This window comes from Bordetella genomosp. 2, from assembly GCF_002261345.1.
In the GTDB taxonomy this organism is placed as follows: Bacteria; Pseudomonadota; Gammaproteobacteria; order Burkholderiales; family Burkholderiaceae_B; genus Bordetella_A.
This window is the reverse complement of record NZ_NEVT01000003.1, coordinates 842,820-859,168: the sequence shown is the minus strand read 5'-3', so window position 1 is coordinate 859,168 and position 16,349 is coordinate 842,820. Positions and strand designations below refer to the sequence as shown.

Sequence of the window (16,349 nt, the reverse complement as noted above, 5' to 3'; positions counted from 1 at the left end):
GCGGCCATGGCCGAACGCGTGCTGCTGGCCGGTTGCGGCGACCTCGGCCTGCGCCTGGCCCGCCGCCTGCAGGCCCGCGGCGCCGAGGTCTGGGCGCTGCGGCGCCAGCCGCCGGCCGACGACGCCAGCGGCATCCATTGGCTGCGCGCCGACCTCACCCGGCCGGACACCCTGCGCGGCCTGCCGGCCGGCATCACCCGGCTGGCCTACCTGCCCGCCCCCGGGGCGCGCGACCCGGCCGTGTATCGCGCGGTGTTCCGCGACGGCCTGCCCGCCCTGCTGGCGGCGCTGGACACCGCCGCCCTGCGCCGCGTGCTGTTCGTCTCGTCGTCGGCCGTCTACGGCGAGCACCACGGCGACTGGGTCGACGAAACCACGCCGCCCGCGCCGCTCGGCTTCAATGGGCGGACCCTGCTCGACACCGAAGACTGGCTCGCCGCCCAGCCGCTCGACTCCGTAGCCCTGCGGCTCGCCGGCCTGTACGGGCCCGGCCGGCTGCAATTGGTCGAGCGCCTGCGCGCCGGACAGGCGCGCGCGCCCCGCCACCCGCCGCATTGGGCCAACCGCATCCATATCGACGACGCCGCCGCGGCGGCCGATCACCTGCTGTACCTGCCGCGCGCCGAGCCGGTGTACCTGGGCTGCGACGACACCCCGCTGCCGCTGCACGAGCTGTACGCCCACCTGGCCGGCCTGGCGGGCGCCCCGGCGCCGGCTGACGGGCCGGCCCCGCCCAATGTCGGCAGCAAGCGGCTGAGCAACGCCCGGTTGCGCGCCAGCGGCCTGGCGCTGCAATGGCCCGACGCGCGCGCCGGCTACGCCGCGCTGCTGGCCTGAATCCGGACGACGCTTCGATCCGCATCGAATCACGACCGCTGGCGGCGCGGCACACTGTTGCCATGCCTGCCATCGATCCCATCAGCGCCGTCACGCATCCCGACCCCTACCCCTACTACCGCGCGCTCGCGCGCGGCCGGCCGCTGTATCGCGACGCGGCGCTCGGCCTGTGGGTCGCCAGCGCGCCGGCTGTCGTCCGTGCCCTGCTCGATGAGCCCGCGGCGCGCGTAAGGCCGGCGCAGGAGCCGGTGCCACAGGCGTTGCAGGGTGGCGCGGCAGGCGCACTGTTCAGCCGCTTCGTCCGCATGATCGACAGTCCCCGGCATGCCGCGCTGAAACCATTGCTGGAGGCCTATCTGGCCGAACCTGGGGCGCGGCCGCCGGCGCACTGGCCGCCCGTGCCGGACGGCCCCGCCGCCCTCGACCGCTTCCTGTTCGACGCGCCGGTCTACGCCCAGGCCAGGCGGCTCGGCCTGCCTGAGGCGGAGGCCGAGCCATGCGCGCGCGACGTGACGCAGTTCCGCGCGGCGCTGCGGGCGACGGCCCGGCCGGCCGAGATCGCGGCCGGCCACGCGGCCGCCGCGCGCCTGCGGCAAAGGCTGCTGGCGCACCTGGAGCGCCAGCCCGCCACGTGCGCCCTGGCCGCGCTGCGCTGCCGCGCCGCCGGAGCCGGCGTCGACGACGAGACGCTCGCCGCCAACCTGGCCGGCCTGCTGTTCCAATCGTGCGAGGCCGGCGCCGGCCTGATCGGCAATACGCTGGTGGCACTGGGCCGCGATCCCGCCCGGGCAGCCGCCGCGCGCGCCGACCAGCACCTGTGCCTGCAGGCGGCGGCCGACTGCGCGCGGCTCGATCCGCCCGTCCACAACACCCGCCGCTACCTGGCGCGGCCGCTGGTCCTGGCGGACATCGAGCTGCCCGCCGGCGCCAGCGTGCTGCTGGTGCTGGCCGCGGCAGCCATGGCCGATGCCGGCGCGACCGCCTGGACCTTCGGCGCCGGTCGCCATGCCTGTCCGGGACGCACGCCCGCCCTGCAGGCGGCCGGCCAGGCGGTGGCCTACCTGCTGCGCGCGGGACTCGACGTGGCGGCGCTGGCGCGCGCTTTCCGGTATCTGCCTCTGCCGAACGCGCGCATCCCGCAATTCGGGGCCCCGCGCAGTGGGTATCCAGGTGTCTGACACCCCATGGAATGCCCTGCACTGGCAACGAACGCGGCACGGGGTGTCAGACACCTACGGCCGCACGCTTCCCAAACAAGGTGTCTGACACCCCACCTGCACTGGCAACGAACGCGACTCGGGGTGTCAGACACCTACGGCCGGGCGCCACAGCTCAGCGGCCGGTCCACTGCGGACGGCGCTTGTCGAGGAAGGCCTCGATGCCGATGTGGAAGTCGCGGCTGCCGTAGCACTCGCGCACCAGGTCGTCGTTGCGCGCCAGGCCCTCGACGGTGAGGCGGCGGATCGTTTCCTTGGCGGCCTTGATGGTCAGGGGCGCGTTGCCGGCCAGGCGCCGGCACAGCGCCTCCACCGTGGCGTCGAGGGCCTCGGGTTCGACGATCTCGTGCACGAAACCGCAATCGCGCGCCTCGGCCGCGCCGATGGTCTCGGCCAGGATCAGCATGCGCTTGGTGCGCGCCGCGCCGAAGCCCGCCACGACGCGCGCCGTATTGGCGCTGGAAAGGCAGTTGCCCAGGGTGCGGGCGATCGGCACGCCGAACGAGGCGGCCGGCGTGGCGACGCGGAAATCGCAGGCGGCCGCCAGCGCCAGGCCGCCGCCGATGGCGTAGCCGTCGATCACGGCGACGGTGGGAAACGGCAGGCATTCGAGCAACTGCACGCGCTCGTCGATCGTGGCCTCGTAGCGGATACCGTCCTCGCCCGAGGCGAAAGCGCGGAACTGCTCGATATCGGTGCCGGCCACGAACGCCTGGCCGCCCGCGCCGCGCAGCGTGGCCACGCGGATATCGTCGCGCGGGGCCAGCGCCTGGCAGATCGACGCCAGCTCGTCGTACATGGACCAGGTCATGGCATTGCGCGCGTCGGGCCGGTCGAAGACCACGGCGGCGATGCCGCCCTCGATGTGCAAATGGACTTTTCCGTCAGTCATGATGCGAACGCTCCGGACGCCTGCAGACGATCGAACTCGGCGCCGCCGATACCCAGCTCGGCCAGCACCGCCTGTGTATGCTCGCCCAGCAAGGGCGGTGGCATGCGCACCTGTTGCGGCGTATCCGACAGCTTCACCGCGAAGCCGATGTTGGGGATCGACCCCTCGACCGGATGCGCGATGTCGAGCCGCATGCCGCGATGCCGCGCATGCTCGCTTTCGAATGCCTCGGGGTAGCTTTGCATCGGGCCGGCCGGGATGCCGGCCGCCAGCAGCGCCTCGGTCCAGTAGGCGCGCGTGCGGGTGCGGAAGGTCTGCTCCAGCGCTTCGATCAGCACCTCGCGGTTGGCCAGCCGCGCGGAGATATCCTTGAACCGCTCGTCGGCCAGCAGCTCGGGGCGGCCGATGGTGTCGCACAGCAGCTTCCACAGCTTGTTGTTGGTGGCGCCCATCACGAAGTAGCCATCGGACGCTGCCACTGCCTGGTAGGGCGCGCTCATGCGGTTGGCGGTGCCCAGCGGCGTGGGCACCTTGCCGGTGCCCCAGTATTCCGAAATGTCCCATACCGAGAACGCCATGGCCGAATCGAACAGCGAGGCGTCGATGAACTGGCCGCCGCCGCCGCGCATCTTGCCGATCTGCGCCGCCAGCACCGCATAGGTGGCGAACAGCGCGCAGCCGATATCGGCCACGGGCACGCCGGCCTTGACCGGCGGCCCGCCGGGATGGCCGGTCACGCTCATGACGCCCGACATGGCCTGCGCCATCAGGTCGTAGCCAGGCCGCTGCGACCACGGGCCGCTCTGGCCGAACCCCGAGATGCTGGCGTACACCAGGCCGGGGTTGATCTCGCGCAGGGTGTCGTAGTCCAGCCCCAGGCGCCGCATGACGCCGGGCCGGTAGTTCTCGACCAGGATGTCGGCCTGCTCGACCAGGCGCAGCAGCACATCGCGGCCGGCCTCGCTCTTGAGATTCAGCGTGACGCTGCGCTTGTTGCGATTCAGGTTCATGAAGCCCAGGCTGTCGTCGCCTTTCATCTTGAACCCCATGGCGCCGCGCGTCTGGTCGCCCGTGCCGGGCGGCTCGACCTTGATGACATCGGCGCCCATGTCGGCCAGTAGCATGGTGCAATACGGGCCCGCCATGACCTGGGTCAGGTCGATGACTCGCACGCCGGCCAGCGGCAATGGACGGGCAGACGGCGTGGCGCTCGGGGTGGCTTGGTTCATGCTGAAGTCCTCGCTCGTATCGAGAGGTGGAGCGCGCGGGCACCCGCCGCCGGCCCGTCAGGGCTGGGCGGGCGGCTGGTCGCGCTGGATGGATTCCTTGGCGATGTTCACGACGGTGCCCGCGACGTGCGCCTTGAGCAGCCGCCCAAGCCGCTCGGCATCGCGCGCCTCGAACGCCTCGATGATGGCTTCGTGCTCGCGCACGGCGCGATCCCAGTTGTCCTGCGACTTGCTGCGCACATAGCGGGCGTTGTGCACGCGCATCAGGATCTGGTCGTAGAAGCCGGTAAGCACGGCGTTGTCGGCGATCTCGAAGAACGCGTAATGAATGGCGCGGCCGTATTTCAGGTACGACACTTCGTCGCCGGCGCGGTAGTGCTTGATCATGGCGTCATGCATGGCGCGCACCCGCGCGATGTCGGCATCGGTGGCCCGGCGACAGGCGGTTTCGCCGGCCACCGCCTCCAGCGCCGCCATGACGGGGAAATGCTGCTCGACTTCCTCTTCGCGCAACACGGCCACGATGGCGCCGCGATTGGGCAGCAGTTGCAACACGCCTTCCGACGCCAGCACCTTCAGGGCTTCGCGCATGGGCGTGCGCGAAATGCCGAAGCGGCGGCACAGGGCCTGTTCCGGCACCTTCTGGCCGGGTTTGAGCTCGCCGCGGATGAGCAGCGCCCGCAAATTGGCGATCAGCGTGTCGTGCAGGCTGACGCGTACGATTTTTTCCGAGGTCTCGGGGTGGTCCATGATGAGGCTCGATCAGTAGAAACCGGTAGACAGCGCCGGCGGCTTCAACTCTCTTTGGCGACCGCGGGACGCGGCGCGGCGGACGATTTGCCGCGCCCCGACACCCGGCGCCAGAGCGGCGCGACAAGCGGCAGGGCCAGCAGGAGGATCCCGATCACCATCATGGCGCCGACCAGCTTGTTCGCCCAGAAGATACTGGCCTCGCCCCCGGAAGACAACATGGCCTGGCGGAAGGCGTCCTCGGCCTTGTCACCCAGCACCATCGCCAGCACGAACGGCGCCAGCGGATAATCCAGCTTCTTGAAGATGTAGCCGGCCGCGCCGAACGCCAGCGCCAGCCAGATGTCGAACTCCTTGCTGGCCACCGTGAAGGCGCCGGTCAGGCACACGACGGCGATGATCGGCCCGATGATCTTGAAGGGCACGCGCAGGAAGGCGGCGAACAGCGGCACCGTGGCCAGCACCAGCACCATGGCGATGACATTGCCCATGTACATGCTGGCGATCAGTCCCCAGACGAAATCCGGCCGCTCGGAAAACAGCATGGGGCCAGGCGACAGGCCCCAGATCATCAGGCCGCCCATCATCACCGCCGCGGTGGCGGAGCCCGGGATGCCCAGCGTCAGCATGGGCAGCAGCGCGCACGAGCCGGCCGAATGGTCGGCCGCCTCCGGGGCCACGATGCCCTCGGGCTGCCCCTGGCCGAACTGGGCGCCGTTGCGCGACATGCGGCGCGCCATGCCGTAGCTGGTGAACGAAGCGGCGGTCGGCCCGCCGGGCGTGATGCCCATCCAGCAGCCGATCAGGGTGCTGCGGATCACGGTGCGCCAATAGCGCGGGATCTCGGCCAGCGTGACGAGGATCTCGCGCGCCGGCATGCGCGCCTTGGCGCCCTGGAACTTGGTGCCCTCCTCGATGGTCATCAGCAGCTCGCCCAGGCCGAACAGGCCGATCACCGCGGTCAGGAAGCTGATGCCCGAGATGAGCGAGTCCATGCCGAAGGTCAGCCGGGCGCTGCCCGAGATGGTGTCGATGCCCACCGTGGCGCACGCGAAACCCAGCATCATCGACACCACGGTCTTGCCGGCCCCGTTGCTGGACATGCCCACGAACCCGGCGAACGCCATGAAATACACGGCGAAGTATTCGGCCGGCCCGAACTGCAGCGCGAAAGAGGCCATCCAGTTGGCCAGCAAGGTAATCACCACCACCCCGCTGAGCGCGCCGAAGCCGGCCGAGCCGAAGGCCAGGGTCAGGGCGCGGGCGGTCTGCCCGCGGCGCGCCATGGGGTAGCCGTCGAAGGTGGTGGCCACCGACGACGGCTCGCCCGGTATGTTGAACAGGATCGATGTGGTCGAACCGCCGAACAGCGCGCCCCAGTACATGCTGGTGAGCAGGATGATGGCGCTGACCTGGTCCATGGTGAAGGTCAGCGGCAGCAACAGCGAGACGCCGTTGGGCGCGCCCAGCCCGGGCAGCACCCCGACCACCAGCCCCAGCAGCACGCCGCCGACGATGATCAGCACATGCTGGAACGTCAGCGCAATGCCGAAACCGTGAAGCAGTTCGTTGAAATTGCCCATTGCGCGGGTTCCTGGAATCGGCCGGGGTTCAGTACACGCCCAGCAGGTTGAGCAAAGGGCCTTTCGGCAGCGGCAGCTGGAAGGCGTATTCGAACGCGCCGTACAGGAACAGGGTCACGCCCAGGCCCAGGGCGGCGGCCCGGCCGGCGCCCAAGCCGCCGCGCCACCAGGTAAGCCCGCACAGATAGATGGCGATGGCCGGATACATGCCGAGCACCGCGCACAGCACGGCAAAGCCCAGCAGCGTCAAGGCGAACACCGCCACCGCGCCACTGCGGCCGGGCTCGATGAACGGCTGCCCCAGCCGCCGGCGTCCCGCCAGCGCCCGCGCCAGGTTGGCCAGGCTGCCCAACAGCAGCAGCACGCTGATGTAGAACGGGAAGTAGCCCGACTCGGGGCCGGCGTCGCTCCACCCGATGCCCAGGGCATGGGAGGAGGCGCCGATCAGAACGGCCGCTGCGGCTGTGGCGCAGGCGGCGGCCACTTCCATGGCGTAGCGAGTGATGGTCATGCCTGCTCCTGGCGGATGGCTGGCGACGGCGTCCGCGCGCGGCCTATTTGGCCCAGCCGTTGCTGGCGTAGATCTCGCCGTAGCGGGCCTGGTCCTTGCGCACGAAGTCCGCCAGGGCGTCGCCCGAGATCACCCGCGGGATCTGCGCGGCGCGGGCCACGTAGGCCTGCCACTCGGGCGCTTCGCTGACTTTCCTGAACAGCTCGCGATAGAAGGCGACCGCCTCGGGCGGCGTGCCCGCCGCCAGCCACATCATGCGCGGCTGTTCGAACACCGGCACGTCCAGCCCGGCTTCCCGGCAAGTGGGAATGTCCGACCACGACTGGGTGGCCGTGACCTTGTCCTTGCCGGGCATGCGCTCGGCGCTGAATACGCACAGCGGCTGCTGCTTGCCGGCGCGCCATTGCTCGACGCTCTCGCTCGGGTTGTTGACGTTGGCCTGGATATGGCCGCCCGCCAGCTGCACGGCGGTCTCGCTGCCGCTGCGGAACGGGATATAGACGAACTTGGCGCCGATGGCCTTCTGGATCAGCGACACCAGCGTCTCGTCGGCTTCCTTGGCGCGGGCGCCGCCCACCTTCATGCCGCCCTGCTTGGCGCGCGCCACGAAACCAGGCACGTCCTTGATGCCGGACTCGGGGTTCACCCACAGCAGGAAGGGGTCGAAGATCATGGTCGAGACCGGCGTCACGTCGCTCACGCTGTACGACAGCTTGGAGGCGATCGGCAGCACGTAGACCTCCTGCGTGCCGAAGTACACCTTGTAGGGGTCGCCGGCATTGCCCTTGGCGTAGATGTACGCCTCCGCGCCGCTGCCGCCGCCCTTGTTGGTAACGATGATGGGCGTGTCGACCAGCTTGTCCTTGGCGATGACCGACTGGATGGCGCGCGCGAAGATGTCCGTGCCGCCGCCCGCCCCCGCCGAGGCGACGAATTCGATCGGCCGCTCGGGCTGCCATTGCTGCGCCTGGACCGGGCTCGCGGCCAATACCGCGCAGGCCAGCAGGCCGGCGGACCACGATGATGTGGTGTTCATTGTCTCTCCAGAATGATGGATGGACCCGGAGAACCGGGCGTCGCGACGGACATGCATGGCATCCGTCGTCGGGCTGTGGGCTCATGATATATGAATAATGCATTCATTATTCATTATGCGTTTTAAGGGTTTTCCATGATGCAGCCTCGCCCGGCCGCTCGGGCAGCCGGCGGCCGGGCATGAAAAAGCCCCGCTGAGCGGGGCGTCACCTGTGTGGGAACCGGCCCTGGCCGGCCGGCCGCGTCAGCCGAAATACGCCTGGACGGCGCGCACCACTTGCCGGACGTCGTCCTGCGAAACGTCCAGGTGCGTGACCAGGCGGGTCGGGCCGCCATAGACGGCGCGCATCAGGATGCCCTGCTCTTGCAGCGCGCGCGTCAGCGGCTCGCAATGGGCCGGCTCGAATTGCACGAACACCATGTTGGTGTCCTGGGACAAGACCTGCACGGCCTCGATGCCGCGCAGGCCCTCGGCCAGCAGCCGGGCGTTGTCGTGATCCTGCGCCAGGCGTTCGACGTGGTGCTCCAGCGCGTGCACGCAGGCGGCCGCCAGCACGCCCGACTGGCGCATGCCGCCGCCCAGCACCTTGCGCCAGCGGCGCGCGGCATCGATCAGCGGCCGGCTGCCGACCAGCACCGAGCCCACCGGCGCGCCCAGGCCCTTGGAAAAACAGATCGACACCGTATCGAACGGCGCGCACACGGCATCCACCGGACGGCCGGAAGCCACCGCGGCATTGAACACCCGCGCTCCGTCCAGGTGCAGCGCCAGCCCGCGCTCGCGCGCGAAGGCCGCCGCCGCGTCGATGTAGCCGGCCGGGATGACCTTGCCATGGAAGGTGTTTTCCAGCGCCAGCAGGCGCGTACGCGCATAGTGGGGGTCGTCATGCGGCTTGACGGCGGCGGCCAGCTTTTCCAGCGGCAGCGTGCCGTCGGGCGCATGCTCGACCGGCTGCGGCTGGATGCTGCCCAGCACGGCGGCGCCGCCGCCTTCGTACTTGTAGGTGTGGGCAAGCTGGCCGACCAGGTACTCGTCGCCGCGGCCGCAATGCGCCATCAACGCCGCCAGGTTGCTCTGCGTGCCGGACGGGAAGAACAGCCCGGCCTCCTTGCCGGCCCGCTCGGCCACGGCCTGCTGCAGGCGCCGCACAGTGGGATCGTCGTTCATCACGTCGTCGCCCACCGGCGCCGAGGTCATGGCCTGCAACATGGCGGCGGTCGGCCGCGTGACGGTATCGCTGCGCAAATCGATCATGAATGCTCCAGTGTGTCGGTATGCTGGCCGGCCACCGGCCCGCCAGGGGAAAACAGCGCCGGCCTCATCGGGCTGCCGGACGGGCGGCGCGGCTGACGACCCACAAGCCGCACAGGATGAGCGCCATGCCGGCGGCCTCGGTCAGGGTCGGCTGCTCGCCCAGCAGGCCCCACGCCAGCAGCACGGCCACGATGGGCACGCCCAGGCTGGACAGGCCGGCGATCGAGGCCGGCACCCGTCGCACCACCGACAGCCACAGCAGCCAGCCGGCCGCGGTGGCGATCAGGACAATGTAGATCATGCCGGTCCATAGCTGCCAGCCCCATTGCGCCGGGGCATGCGGCACCCACAGCGCCACCGGCGTCATTACCAGTCCGCCCAGCAGCATCTGCCAGGCGGTGAAGGTCATCAGGTCGGGCGCGTGCAGGTCGAACATGCGCTTGGACAGCACCGTGCCCAGCCCCCAGCACAGCCCGCTGCCCAGGGCCAGCAGCACCGGCGCCGCATCGCCCATGCCGCCCCAGGGCTCCAGGAAGCACACCAGCCCCGCCGCCGCCAGGACGATGCCGATGGCATGGCGGGCGGTGGGCCGTTCCTTCAAGATCCACCAGGCAAACAGCACGACCCAGAACGGCATGGTGTAGGCCATCAGCGAGACCTTGCCGACGCCGCCCGAGACCAGCGCGGTCTGCACGAAACCCTGGAAGCCGGCGGTCTGCGTCAAGCCGGTCAACAGCGTCAGTTTCCAGGGCGTCATGCCCAACGGGCGCCGCAACGCCACCAGCAGCGCGAACAGCACCATGCTGCCCGACAGGTAGCGCACCGCCACGAACTGGAACGGCGCGATGTACGGCACCACCAGCTTCATCGCGATCCAACTGCCGGCCCACACCATGATGGTGGTGAACATCAAGGCCAGTCCGGTCCGGTCGAAATTGCTGTGGCTCACGCGCAGGCTTCCAGGTCAAAGAAAAAGCGCCCGCCCGGCACAGCCGGGCGGGCGCATCCGATGATACTCCCATGGTGCCGCCATGATCGTGGCACCAGGCACCAGCCTTCAGACGGACTTGGAGAGCTGGTCGAGAATGGCGGGGTTCTCGAGCGTGGAGACGTCCTGGGTGACTTCCTCGCCCTTGGCCACCACGCGCAGCAGGCGGCGCATGATCTTGCCGGAGCGCGTCTTGGGCAGGTTGTCGCCGAAGCGGATGTCCTTGGGCTTGGCGATCGGGCCGATCTCCTTGCCGACCCAGTCGCGCAATTGCTTGGCAATGGCCTGGGCCTCCTCGCCTTCGGGGCGGGCGCGCTTGAGCACCACGAACGCCACCACGGCTTCGCCGGTGGTGTCGTCGGGCCGGCCCACCACGGCGGCCTCGGCCACCAGCTCATGCGAAACCAGCGCCGACTCGACTTCCATGGTGCCCAGGCGGTGGCCGGAGACGTTCAACACGTCGTCGATGCGGCCCATGATCCAGAAATAGCCGTCGGCATCGCGCTGCGCGCCGTCGCCGGCCAGGTAGTAGCCGCGCAGCTCGGGCGGGAAATAGCTTTTCTTGAAGCGTTCCGGGTCGCCCCAGATGGTGCGGATCATCGAGGGCCAGGGGCGCTTGATGGCGAGGAACCCGCCGTTGCCCGGTTCGACTTCGGCGCCGGTCTCGTCGACCACCGCGGCCACGATGCCGGGCAGCGGCAGCGTGCACGAACCGGGCTTGGTGGGCGTGGCGCCCGGCAGCGGGTTGATCATGTGCCCGCCGGTCTCGGTCTGCCACCAGGTGTCGACGATGGGGCAGCGCTCGCGGCCGACGTTCTTGTGGTACCAGATCCAGGCCTCCGGGTTGATGGGCTCGCCCACCGTGCCGATGATGCGCAGGCTGTCGAGGTCGTAGTTGCGCGGGTGCACGTCCGGCGTGGCCTCGGCGGCCTTGATCAGCGACCGGATGGCGGTGGGCGCGGTATAGAAAGTGGTGACCTTGTGGCGCGCGATCATGTCCCAGAAGCGGCCGGCGTCGGGATAGGTGGGAACGCCCTCGAAGACGATCTGCGTCAGGCCGGCGGCCAGCGGCCCATAGGTGATGTAGGTGTGGCCCGTGACCCAGCCGACGTCGGCGGTGCACCAGTAGACATCGTCCTTGCGCGCGTCGAAGGTCCATTTCACGGTGAGCAGCGCCCACAGCAGGTAGCCCGCGGACGAATGCTGCACGCCCTTGGGCTTGCCGGTGGAGCCCGAGGTGTACAGGATGAACAGCGGGTGCTCGGCGTTGACCGGCACCGGCTCGCAGGTGTCGGGCTGGCCGGCCTCGACGTCGTGCATCCAGAGGTCGCGGCCTTCATTCCAGGGCACGTTGCCGCCGGTGCGCTTGTAGACGATGACCTTGGTGACGGCATCGCAGCCGCCCATGGCGATGGCGTCCTCGACCGCCGGTTTCAGCGGGATGGTCTTGCCGCCGCGCACCTGTTCGTCGGCCGTGATGACCACCGAGGCGCCGACGTCGACGATGCGCTCCTGCAGGCTCTTGGCGGAAAAGCCGCCGAACACCACCGAGTGCGTCACGCCCAGGCGGGCGCAGGCCTGCATGGCCACCACCGCCTGGATCGACATGGGCATGTAGATGATGGCGCGATCGCCCTTCTTGTAGCCCAGCGATTTCAGGCCGTTGGCGAAGCGGCATACGCGCGCCAGCAGTTCGCGGTAGGTGACCTTGTCGACGCGGCCGTCGTCGGATTCGAAGATGATGGCGGTCTTGTCGGCGTTGCCGTTGGCGAGGTGCACGTCGAGGCAGTTGGCCGACACGTTGAGCTCGCCGTCGCCGAACCAGCGGTAGAACGGCGCGTCGGATTCGTCGAGCACCTGGGTGAACGGCTTGGCCCAGGTCAGGTTCTCGCGGGCCTGGCGGGTCCAGAAGCCGTCGAAGTCCTGCTCGACTTCCTGGCACAGGGCCCGATAGGCGTCCATGCTGGCGATGCGCGCGCCTTGCACGGCGCGCTCGGGCGGCGGAAACACGCGCGTTTCGACCAGGACGGATTCGATGGTATTGGACATGATTGTCTCCGGGTTCGTGATTTGTGGGTATGACTGCATCCTGCGGCTACCCAACCGTATCGCCGCGCTCTTACGGGCACCTTACGCAGAAGGGGCTGGAGCGGCCCGCCCATGCGCAAACGCGCCTGCGGCTGCAGTCATAAGAATACCAGCCGGCCACGGGACGCCTCAGCCGTGCAGCGCCCGCCGCGCCAGCCCCTTGCGCACATCGACGCGGGTCAGCAGCGCCAGCCCGCCCACGAAGAACACGCCGGTGACCAGGATGGCGAGCCGGTGATTGCCGGCGGTGAGCCAGGTCACCAGGCCGTAGGTCAGGGGGCCCACGACGGCGGCGAGCTGCACGGCGAAAGTCCAGAGTGCGAAGAACTCGGCCAGCCGGCCCGGCGGCGCCAGCGCGCCGACCATGGCCCGGCCGGCGCTCTGGCTGGTGCCCATGCACAGGCCGGCCAGTATCGCCGCGGCCCAGAATACGGGTACGGTCACGGCCGCATAGGCGACCAGCACCATGAGGATCCAGCCGGCCAGGGTGATGCCCAGCGCCCGCTTGTGACCGATGCGGTCCTGCAGGTAGCCGAAACCGAACGCCCCGGCCGCGGCGCCGATGTTGACGGTGAACACCAGCAGCATGATCTGCGGCATGGAAAAGCCCATGACCTGCTCGGCGTAGACCGCCGCCAGCGTGACCACCACCGCGATGCCGGCCTGGTAGCAGGCGCCGCACATCAACAGGCGGCGGAACTCGGGGAAATGCCTGCCGGTATCGTGCCAGGCAGCGGCCAGGCGGCGCAGCATGTCGGGCGCCCGCAGCGCCACGGCGTGCGGGACGGCGCGCTCGCGCAGCAGGAAGAACGAAGGCAGCGCGGCCAGCGCGAATACCGCGCAGGTCACCATGATGACCCACGGGACATATTGCGGCGCGGCCAGGCCGCGGGCCTCGCCCAGCGTGACGAGCGCCAGCGACAGGCCCAGCGTGAGCATGCCCCCGCAGTAGCCGAAGCTCCAGCCCCAGCCCGACACCTTGCCCAGCGCGGCCGGCCGCGCCAGCTCGGGCAGGAAGGCGGCGACCACCGATTCGCCCACGCAATAGCAGTAGTTCGACACGGCCACCGCCGCCAGCGCCAGCCAGACATCCCCCGGCCCCGCCTGGGTCAGCACCAGGGTGGCGGCCACGCAGCCCGCCGTGCTGGTATAGAGCAGGCGGCGCTTGGCCGCGCGCGCGTCGGCGCGCGCGCCGAGGGTCGGCATGGTGAGCATGATGGCCAGGTACGACAGCGACAGCGCCGCCGTCCAGGCCAGCGTGGCCCAGTGCGCGCGGCCGCCGACCACGCTGACGAAATACGTGCTGAACACGGTGGTGAGGATCACCGTGGTGTAGCCCGAGTTGGCGAAGTCGTACATGGCCCAGGCCCAGACCTCGCGGCGCGCGACGCCCGGGTTGAGCGCGCCGGCGGGCACGCCGGCGGCCGGTTGCGGCCCTGCCTCGGGTGGCAGGGGATGGGTCACAGGCCGAGCGCCGCGATGCCGGCCCGCGCGATCTCGGCGTCTTCGGACGACTTCACGCCCGAGACGCCCACCGCGCCCACCACCTGGCCGTCGGCCACGATGGGCACCCCGCCCTCGAGCATGCCTTCGAGCAGCGGCGCCGACAGGAACGCGTAGCGGCCGTTGTTGATGATCTCTTCGTAGGCGCGCGATTCGCGGCACCCCAGCGCGGCGGTTTGCGCCTTGGCCGGCGCGATGCGGCTGGAGATCGGCGCGGCGCCGTCCAGCCGCAGCATGCCCAGCGTATGCCCGCCGTCGTCGACGATAGCGATGGTGACCGCCCAGCCGTTCTTCACGGCATGCGCCTCGGCGGCCGCCAGCGCTTTCTTGACATCTTCGGCGGTCAACGCGAGTTTGCTTTTCATTGCAGCGATTCCTTGATCTGGTCGAGTGAGGTGGGATCTTCGATGGTGGTGAGATCGCCGGGGTCGCGCCCTTCGCAGATGGCCACGATGGCGCGCCGCAGCACCTTGCCGGACCGCGTCTTGGGCAGCGCCGCCACGAAACGGATGCGGGCGGGCCGGGCGACGGCGCCGAGCTGTTCTTCCACCACGCGCATGATATCGCCTTCCAGGGCTCGCGCGGCATCAGGGCCGGCGGCGCCGGCCGGGTTCTTCAGCACCGCGAAGGCCATGGCGGCCTGGCCCTTGAGCGCATCGGCCACGCCCACCACGGCGCATTCGGCCACGCCGCTGTGGCTGTTGATGGATTCCTCGATCTCGCGCGTGCCGAGGCGATGGCCGGCGACGTTGATGACGTCGTCGGTGCGGCCCAGGATGAACCAGTAGCCGTCCTGGTCGACGCGCCCCCAGTCGAAGGTGGAATACAGCTGCCGGCCCGGAATGGAGGTGAAGTAGGTCTGCACGAAACGCGCGTCGTCGCCCCAGATGGTGGACATGGCGCCGGGCGGCAGCGGCGGCGCGATGGCCACCACGCCCTTGCTGCCGGGCGGGAGGTCCTCGCCGGTGGACTCGCTGACGATGCGGGCGTCGAACCCGTACACCGGGAACGACGGGCTGCCGAAGCGCGTGGGCACGCGCTCGACCCCGGACTGCGCCGACAGGATCGGCCAACCGGATTCGGTCTGCCAGTAGTTGTCGATGATGGGCTTGCCGAGTCCCTGCGAGATCCATTGCGCCGTGGGTTCGTCGAGCGGCTCGCCGGCCAGGTAGACGGCCCGCAGCGAGGACAGGTCGTGGCGCGCCAGCAGTTCGGGCGCCTGGCGCTTCAGCACCCGCACCGCGGTGGGCGCCGAGAACAGGGTATTGACCTGGAAGCGCTCGACCAGCTTCCAGAGGATGGCGCCGTCCGGCCGCACCGGCGTGCCTTCGTAAAGAATGGTGGCCTGGCCGCCGATCAGCGGGCCGTAGACGATGTAGGAATGCCCCACCACCCAGCCGATGTCGCTGGTGCAGAAATAGGTGTCGCCCGGCTTGCCGTCGAACAGGTATTCCATGGAGGCGGCCAGCGCGACGGCGTAGCCGCCGGTGTCGCGCTGCACGCCCTTGGGCTTGCCGGTGGTGCCGGACGTATAGAGGATGTAGCTGGGGTCGGAGGATTCGACCCACTGCACCGGCACGTGCGCACCCTGGTGGCGCGCGCGCAGCTCGGCGTAGTCGAGGTCGCGGCCGGCCTGCCGCTCGCACGGCGCCAGCCCGCGGTCGAGCACGATGACCGCGCCGGGCGGGCGGGCGCACAGGCCCAGCGCCCGGTCGAGCAGCGGCTTGTAGGGCACCACCTTGCCGCCCCGCGAGCCGGCGTCGGTGGAGACGACGACCTTCGGCGCGGCGTCGTCGATGCGCTGGGCGAGGTTGACCGAGGCGAAGCCGCCGAACACCACCGAATGCACCGCCCCCAGCCGGGCACAGGCCAGCATGGTGAACACGGCCTCCGGGACCATCGGCATGTAGAGCAGGACCCGGTCGCCCGGCCCCACGCCCTGTTCGCGCAGCATGGCGGCGACGGCGTTGACTTCCTCGTGGAGCTGCCGGCGCGTGTAGACGGTTTCGCGGTCGACCTCGGTGGACACCCAGATCAGGGCCGGTTTGTCGGCCTGCTGGGGCAGCCAGCGGTCCACCGCGTTGTAGCAGAGATTGGTGCGCCCGCCGACGAACCAGCGCGCGAATGGCGGACGGGAATAATCGAGCACCTGCTCGAACGGCGTTTCCCAGTGGATGCGGCCGGCCTCCTCGCGCCAGAATGCGTCGCGGTCTTCGATGGATCGGCGGTGGAAATCGCGGGTCTTTTGCATGGGTGTCTCCGTAGATGCGCGGGCTCTCCTTGGGTGGCTCTGTGGCCATTCCCCGCTATTGTGGCCGGCAAAACTTGCACCAGGCTTGCCCCCGGACCTGGGGTATTCCCCAGGCCGGCCGCGCGGCTTGCGGCATGGCAAGGCCGGCGGGCGCCAACGACCCGGCGTCGCGGCGGTTTGATAGAATCGCGCCAACCTCATCACCTAAGG

14 protein-coding genes are annotated in these 16,349 nt (G+C 69.8%); 2 read left to right on the top strand and 12 right to left on the bottom strand.

The annotated features are described in order from the left end of the window. Positions 1 to 6: 6 nt before the first annotated feature. Together CAL24_RS06230 and CAL24_RS06225 are read left to right on the top strand one after the other, a co-directional pair. Positions 7 to 837, top strand: coding sequence for an NAD-dependent epimerase/dehydratase family protein (locus tag CAL24_RS06230; protein WP_094806057.1), 831 nt, complete (start codon positions 7 to 9; stop codon positions 835 to 837). A 62-nt stretch (positions 838 to 899) separates the two neighbouring features. Then, positions 900 to 2,015 (top strand): hypothetical protein, encoded by a 1,116-nt coding sequence (locus CAL24_RS06225; protein WP_094806055.1) that lies wholly within the window; start codon positions 900 to 902, stop codon positions 2,013 to 2,015. 154 nt (positions 2,016 to 2,169) lie between these two features. Here CAL24_RS06225 and CAL24_RS06220 read toward each other — a convergent pair whose 3' ends face one another. From CAL24_RS06220 to CAL24_RS06165, 12 genes are all read right to left on the bottom strand, one after another. Next, on the bottom strand, positions 2,170 to 2,946 hold the full coding sequence (locus CAL24_RS06220; RefSeq protein WP_094806053.1) for an enoyl-CoA hydratase/isomerase family protein: 777 nt from the start codon (positions 2,944 to 2,946) through the stop codon (positions 2,170 to 2,172). Next, complete coding sequence (locus tag CAL24_RS06215) at positions 2,943 to 4,175, bottom strand: CaiB/BaiF CoA transferase family protein (protein ID WP_028356321.1); 1,233 nt, start codon at positions 4,173 to 4,175, stop codon at positions 2,943 to 2,945. Before CAL24_RS06215 ends, CAL24_RS06220 begins: the two co-directional genes overlap by 4 nt. A gap of 57 nt (positions 4,176 to 4,232) precedes the next feature. Next, entirely contained in the window at positions 4,233 to 4,925 is a 693-nt protein-coding gene (locus CAL24_RS06210) for a GntR family transcriptional regulator (RefSeq protein ID WP_094806052.1), read from the bottom strand. A 44-nt stretch (positions 4,926 to 4,969) separates the two neighbouring features. Further along, positions 4,970 to 6,508 carry a tripartite tricarboxylate transporter permease gene (locus tag CAL24_RS06205; protein ID WP_028356323.1) on the bottom strand — a complete coding sequence of 513 codons (1,539 nt, stop codon included), beginning with the start codon at positions 6,506 to 6,508 and terminating at the stop codon, positions 4,970 to 4,972. A gap of 28 nt (positions 6,509 to 6,536) precedes the next feature. After that, the gene (locus tag CAL24_RS06200; RefSeq protein WP_028356324.1) at positions 6,537 to 7,019 is read right to left on the bottom strand and encodes a tripartite tricarboxylate transporter TctB family protein; all 483 of its coding nucleotides are present in this window, start codon (positions 7,017 to 7,019) and stop codon (positions 6,537 to 6,539) included. A gap of 43 nt (positions 7,020 to 7,062) precedes the next feature. Next, a complete protein-coding gene (locus tag CAL24_RS06195; protein WP_028356325.1) occupies positions 7,063 to 8,055 on the bottom strand; it encodes a Bug family tripartite tricarboxylate transporter substrate binding protein in 993 nt (330 codons plus the stop codon). A 243-nt stretch (positions 8,056 to 8,298) separates the two neighbouring features. Continuing rightward, positions 8,299 to 9,309, bottom strand: a complete 1,011-nt coding sequence (gene ltaE / locus CAL24_RS06190) for a low-specificity L-threonine aldolase (RefSeq protein ID WP_028356326.1) — start codon at positions 9,307 to 9,309, stop codon at positions 8,299 to 8,301. 64 nt (positions 9,310 to 9,373) lie between these two features. Further along, the gene (locus CAL24_RS06185) at positions 9,374 to 10,258 is read right to left on the bottom strand and encodes a DMT family transporter (RefSeq protein ID WP_028356327.1); all 885 of its coding nucleotides are present in this window, start codon (positions 10,256 to 10,258) and stop codon (positions 9,374 to 9,376) included. 108 nt (positions 10,259 to 10,366) lie between these two features. Beyond that, a complete protein-coding gene (acs, locus tag CAL24_RS06180; protein ID WP_028356328.1) occupies positions 10,367 to 12,346 on the bottom strand; it encodes an acetate--CoA ligase in 1,980 nt (659 codons plus the stop codon). A gap of 168 nt (positions 12,347 to 12,514) precedes the next feature. Then, positions 12,515 to 13,849 carry an MFS transporter gene (locus CAL24_RS06175; protein ID WP_028356329.1) on the bottom strand — a complete coding sequence of 445 codons (1,335 nt, stop codon included), beginning with the start codon at positions 13,847 to 13,849 and terminating at the stop codon, positions 12,515 to 12,517. After that, the gene (locus CAL24_RS06170; RefSeq protein ID WP_028356330.1) at positions 13,846 to 14,253 is read right to left on the bottom strand and encodes a heme-binding protein; all 408 of its coding nucleotides are present in this window, start codon (positions 14,251 to 14,253) and stop codon (positions 13,846 to 13,848) included. Before CAL24_RS06170 ends, CAL24_RS06175 begins: the two co-directional genes overlap by 4 nt. Continuing rightward, positions 14,250 to 16,340, bottom strand: a complete 2,091-nt coding sequence (locus tag CAL24_RS06165) for a propionate--CoA ligase (protein ID WP_283162967.1) — start codon at positions 16,338 to 16,340, stop codon at positions 14,250 to 14,252. Before CAL24_RS06165 ends, CAL24_RS06170 begins: the two co-directional genes overlap by 4 nt. Between the last annotated feature and the right edge of the window lie 9 nt (positions 16,341 to 16,349).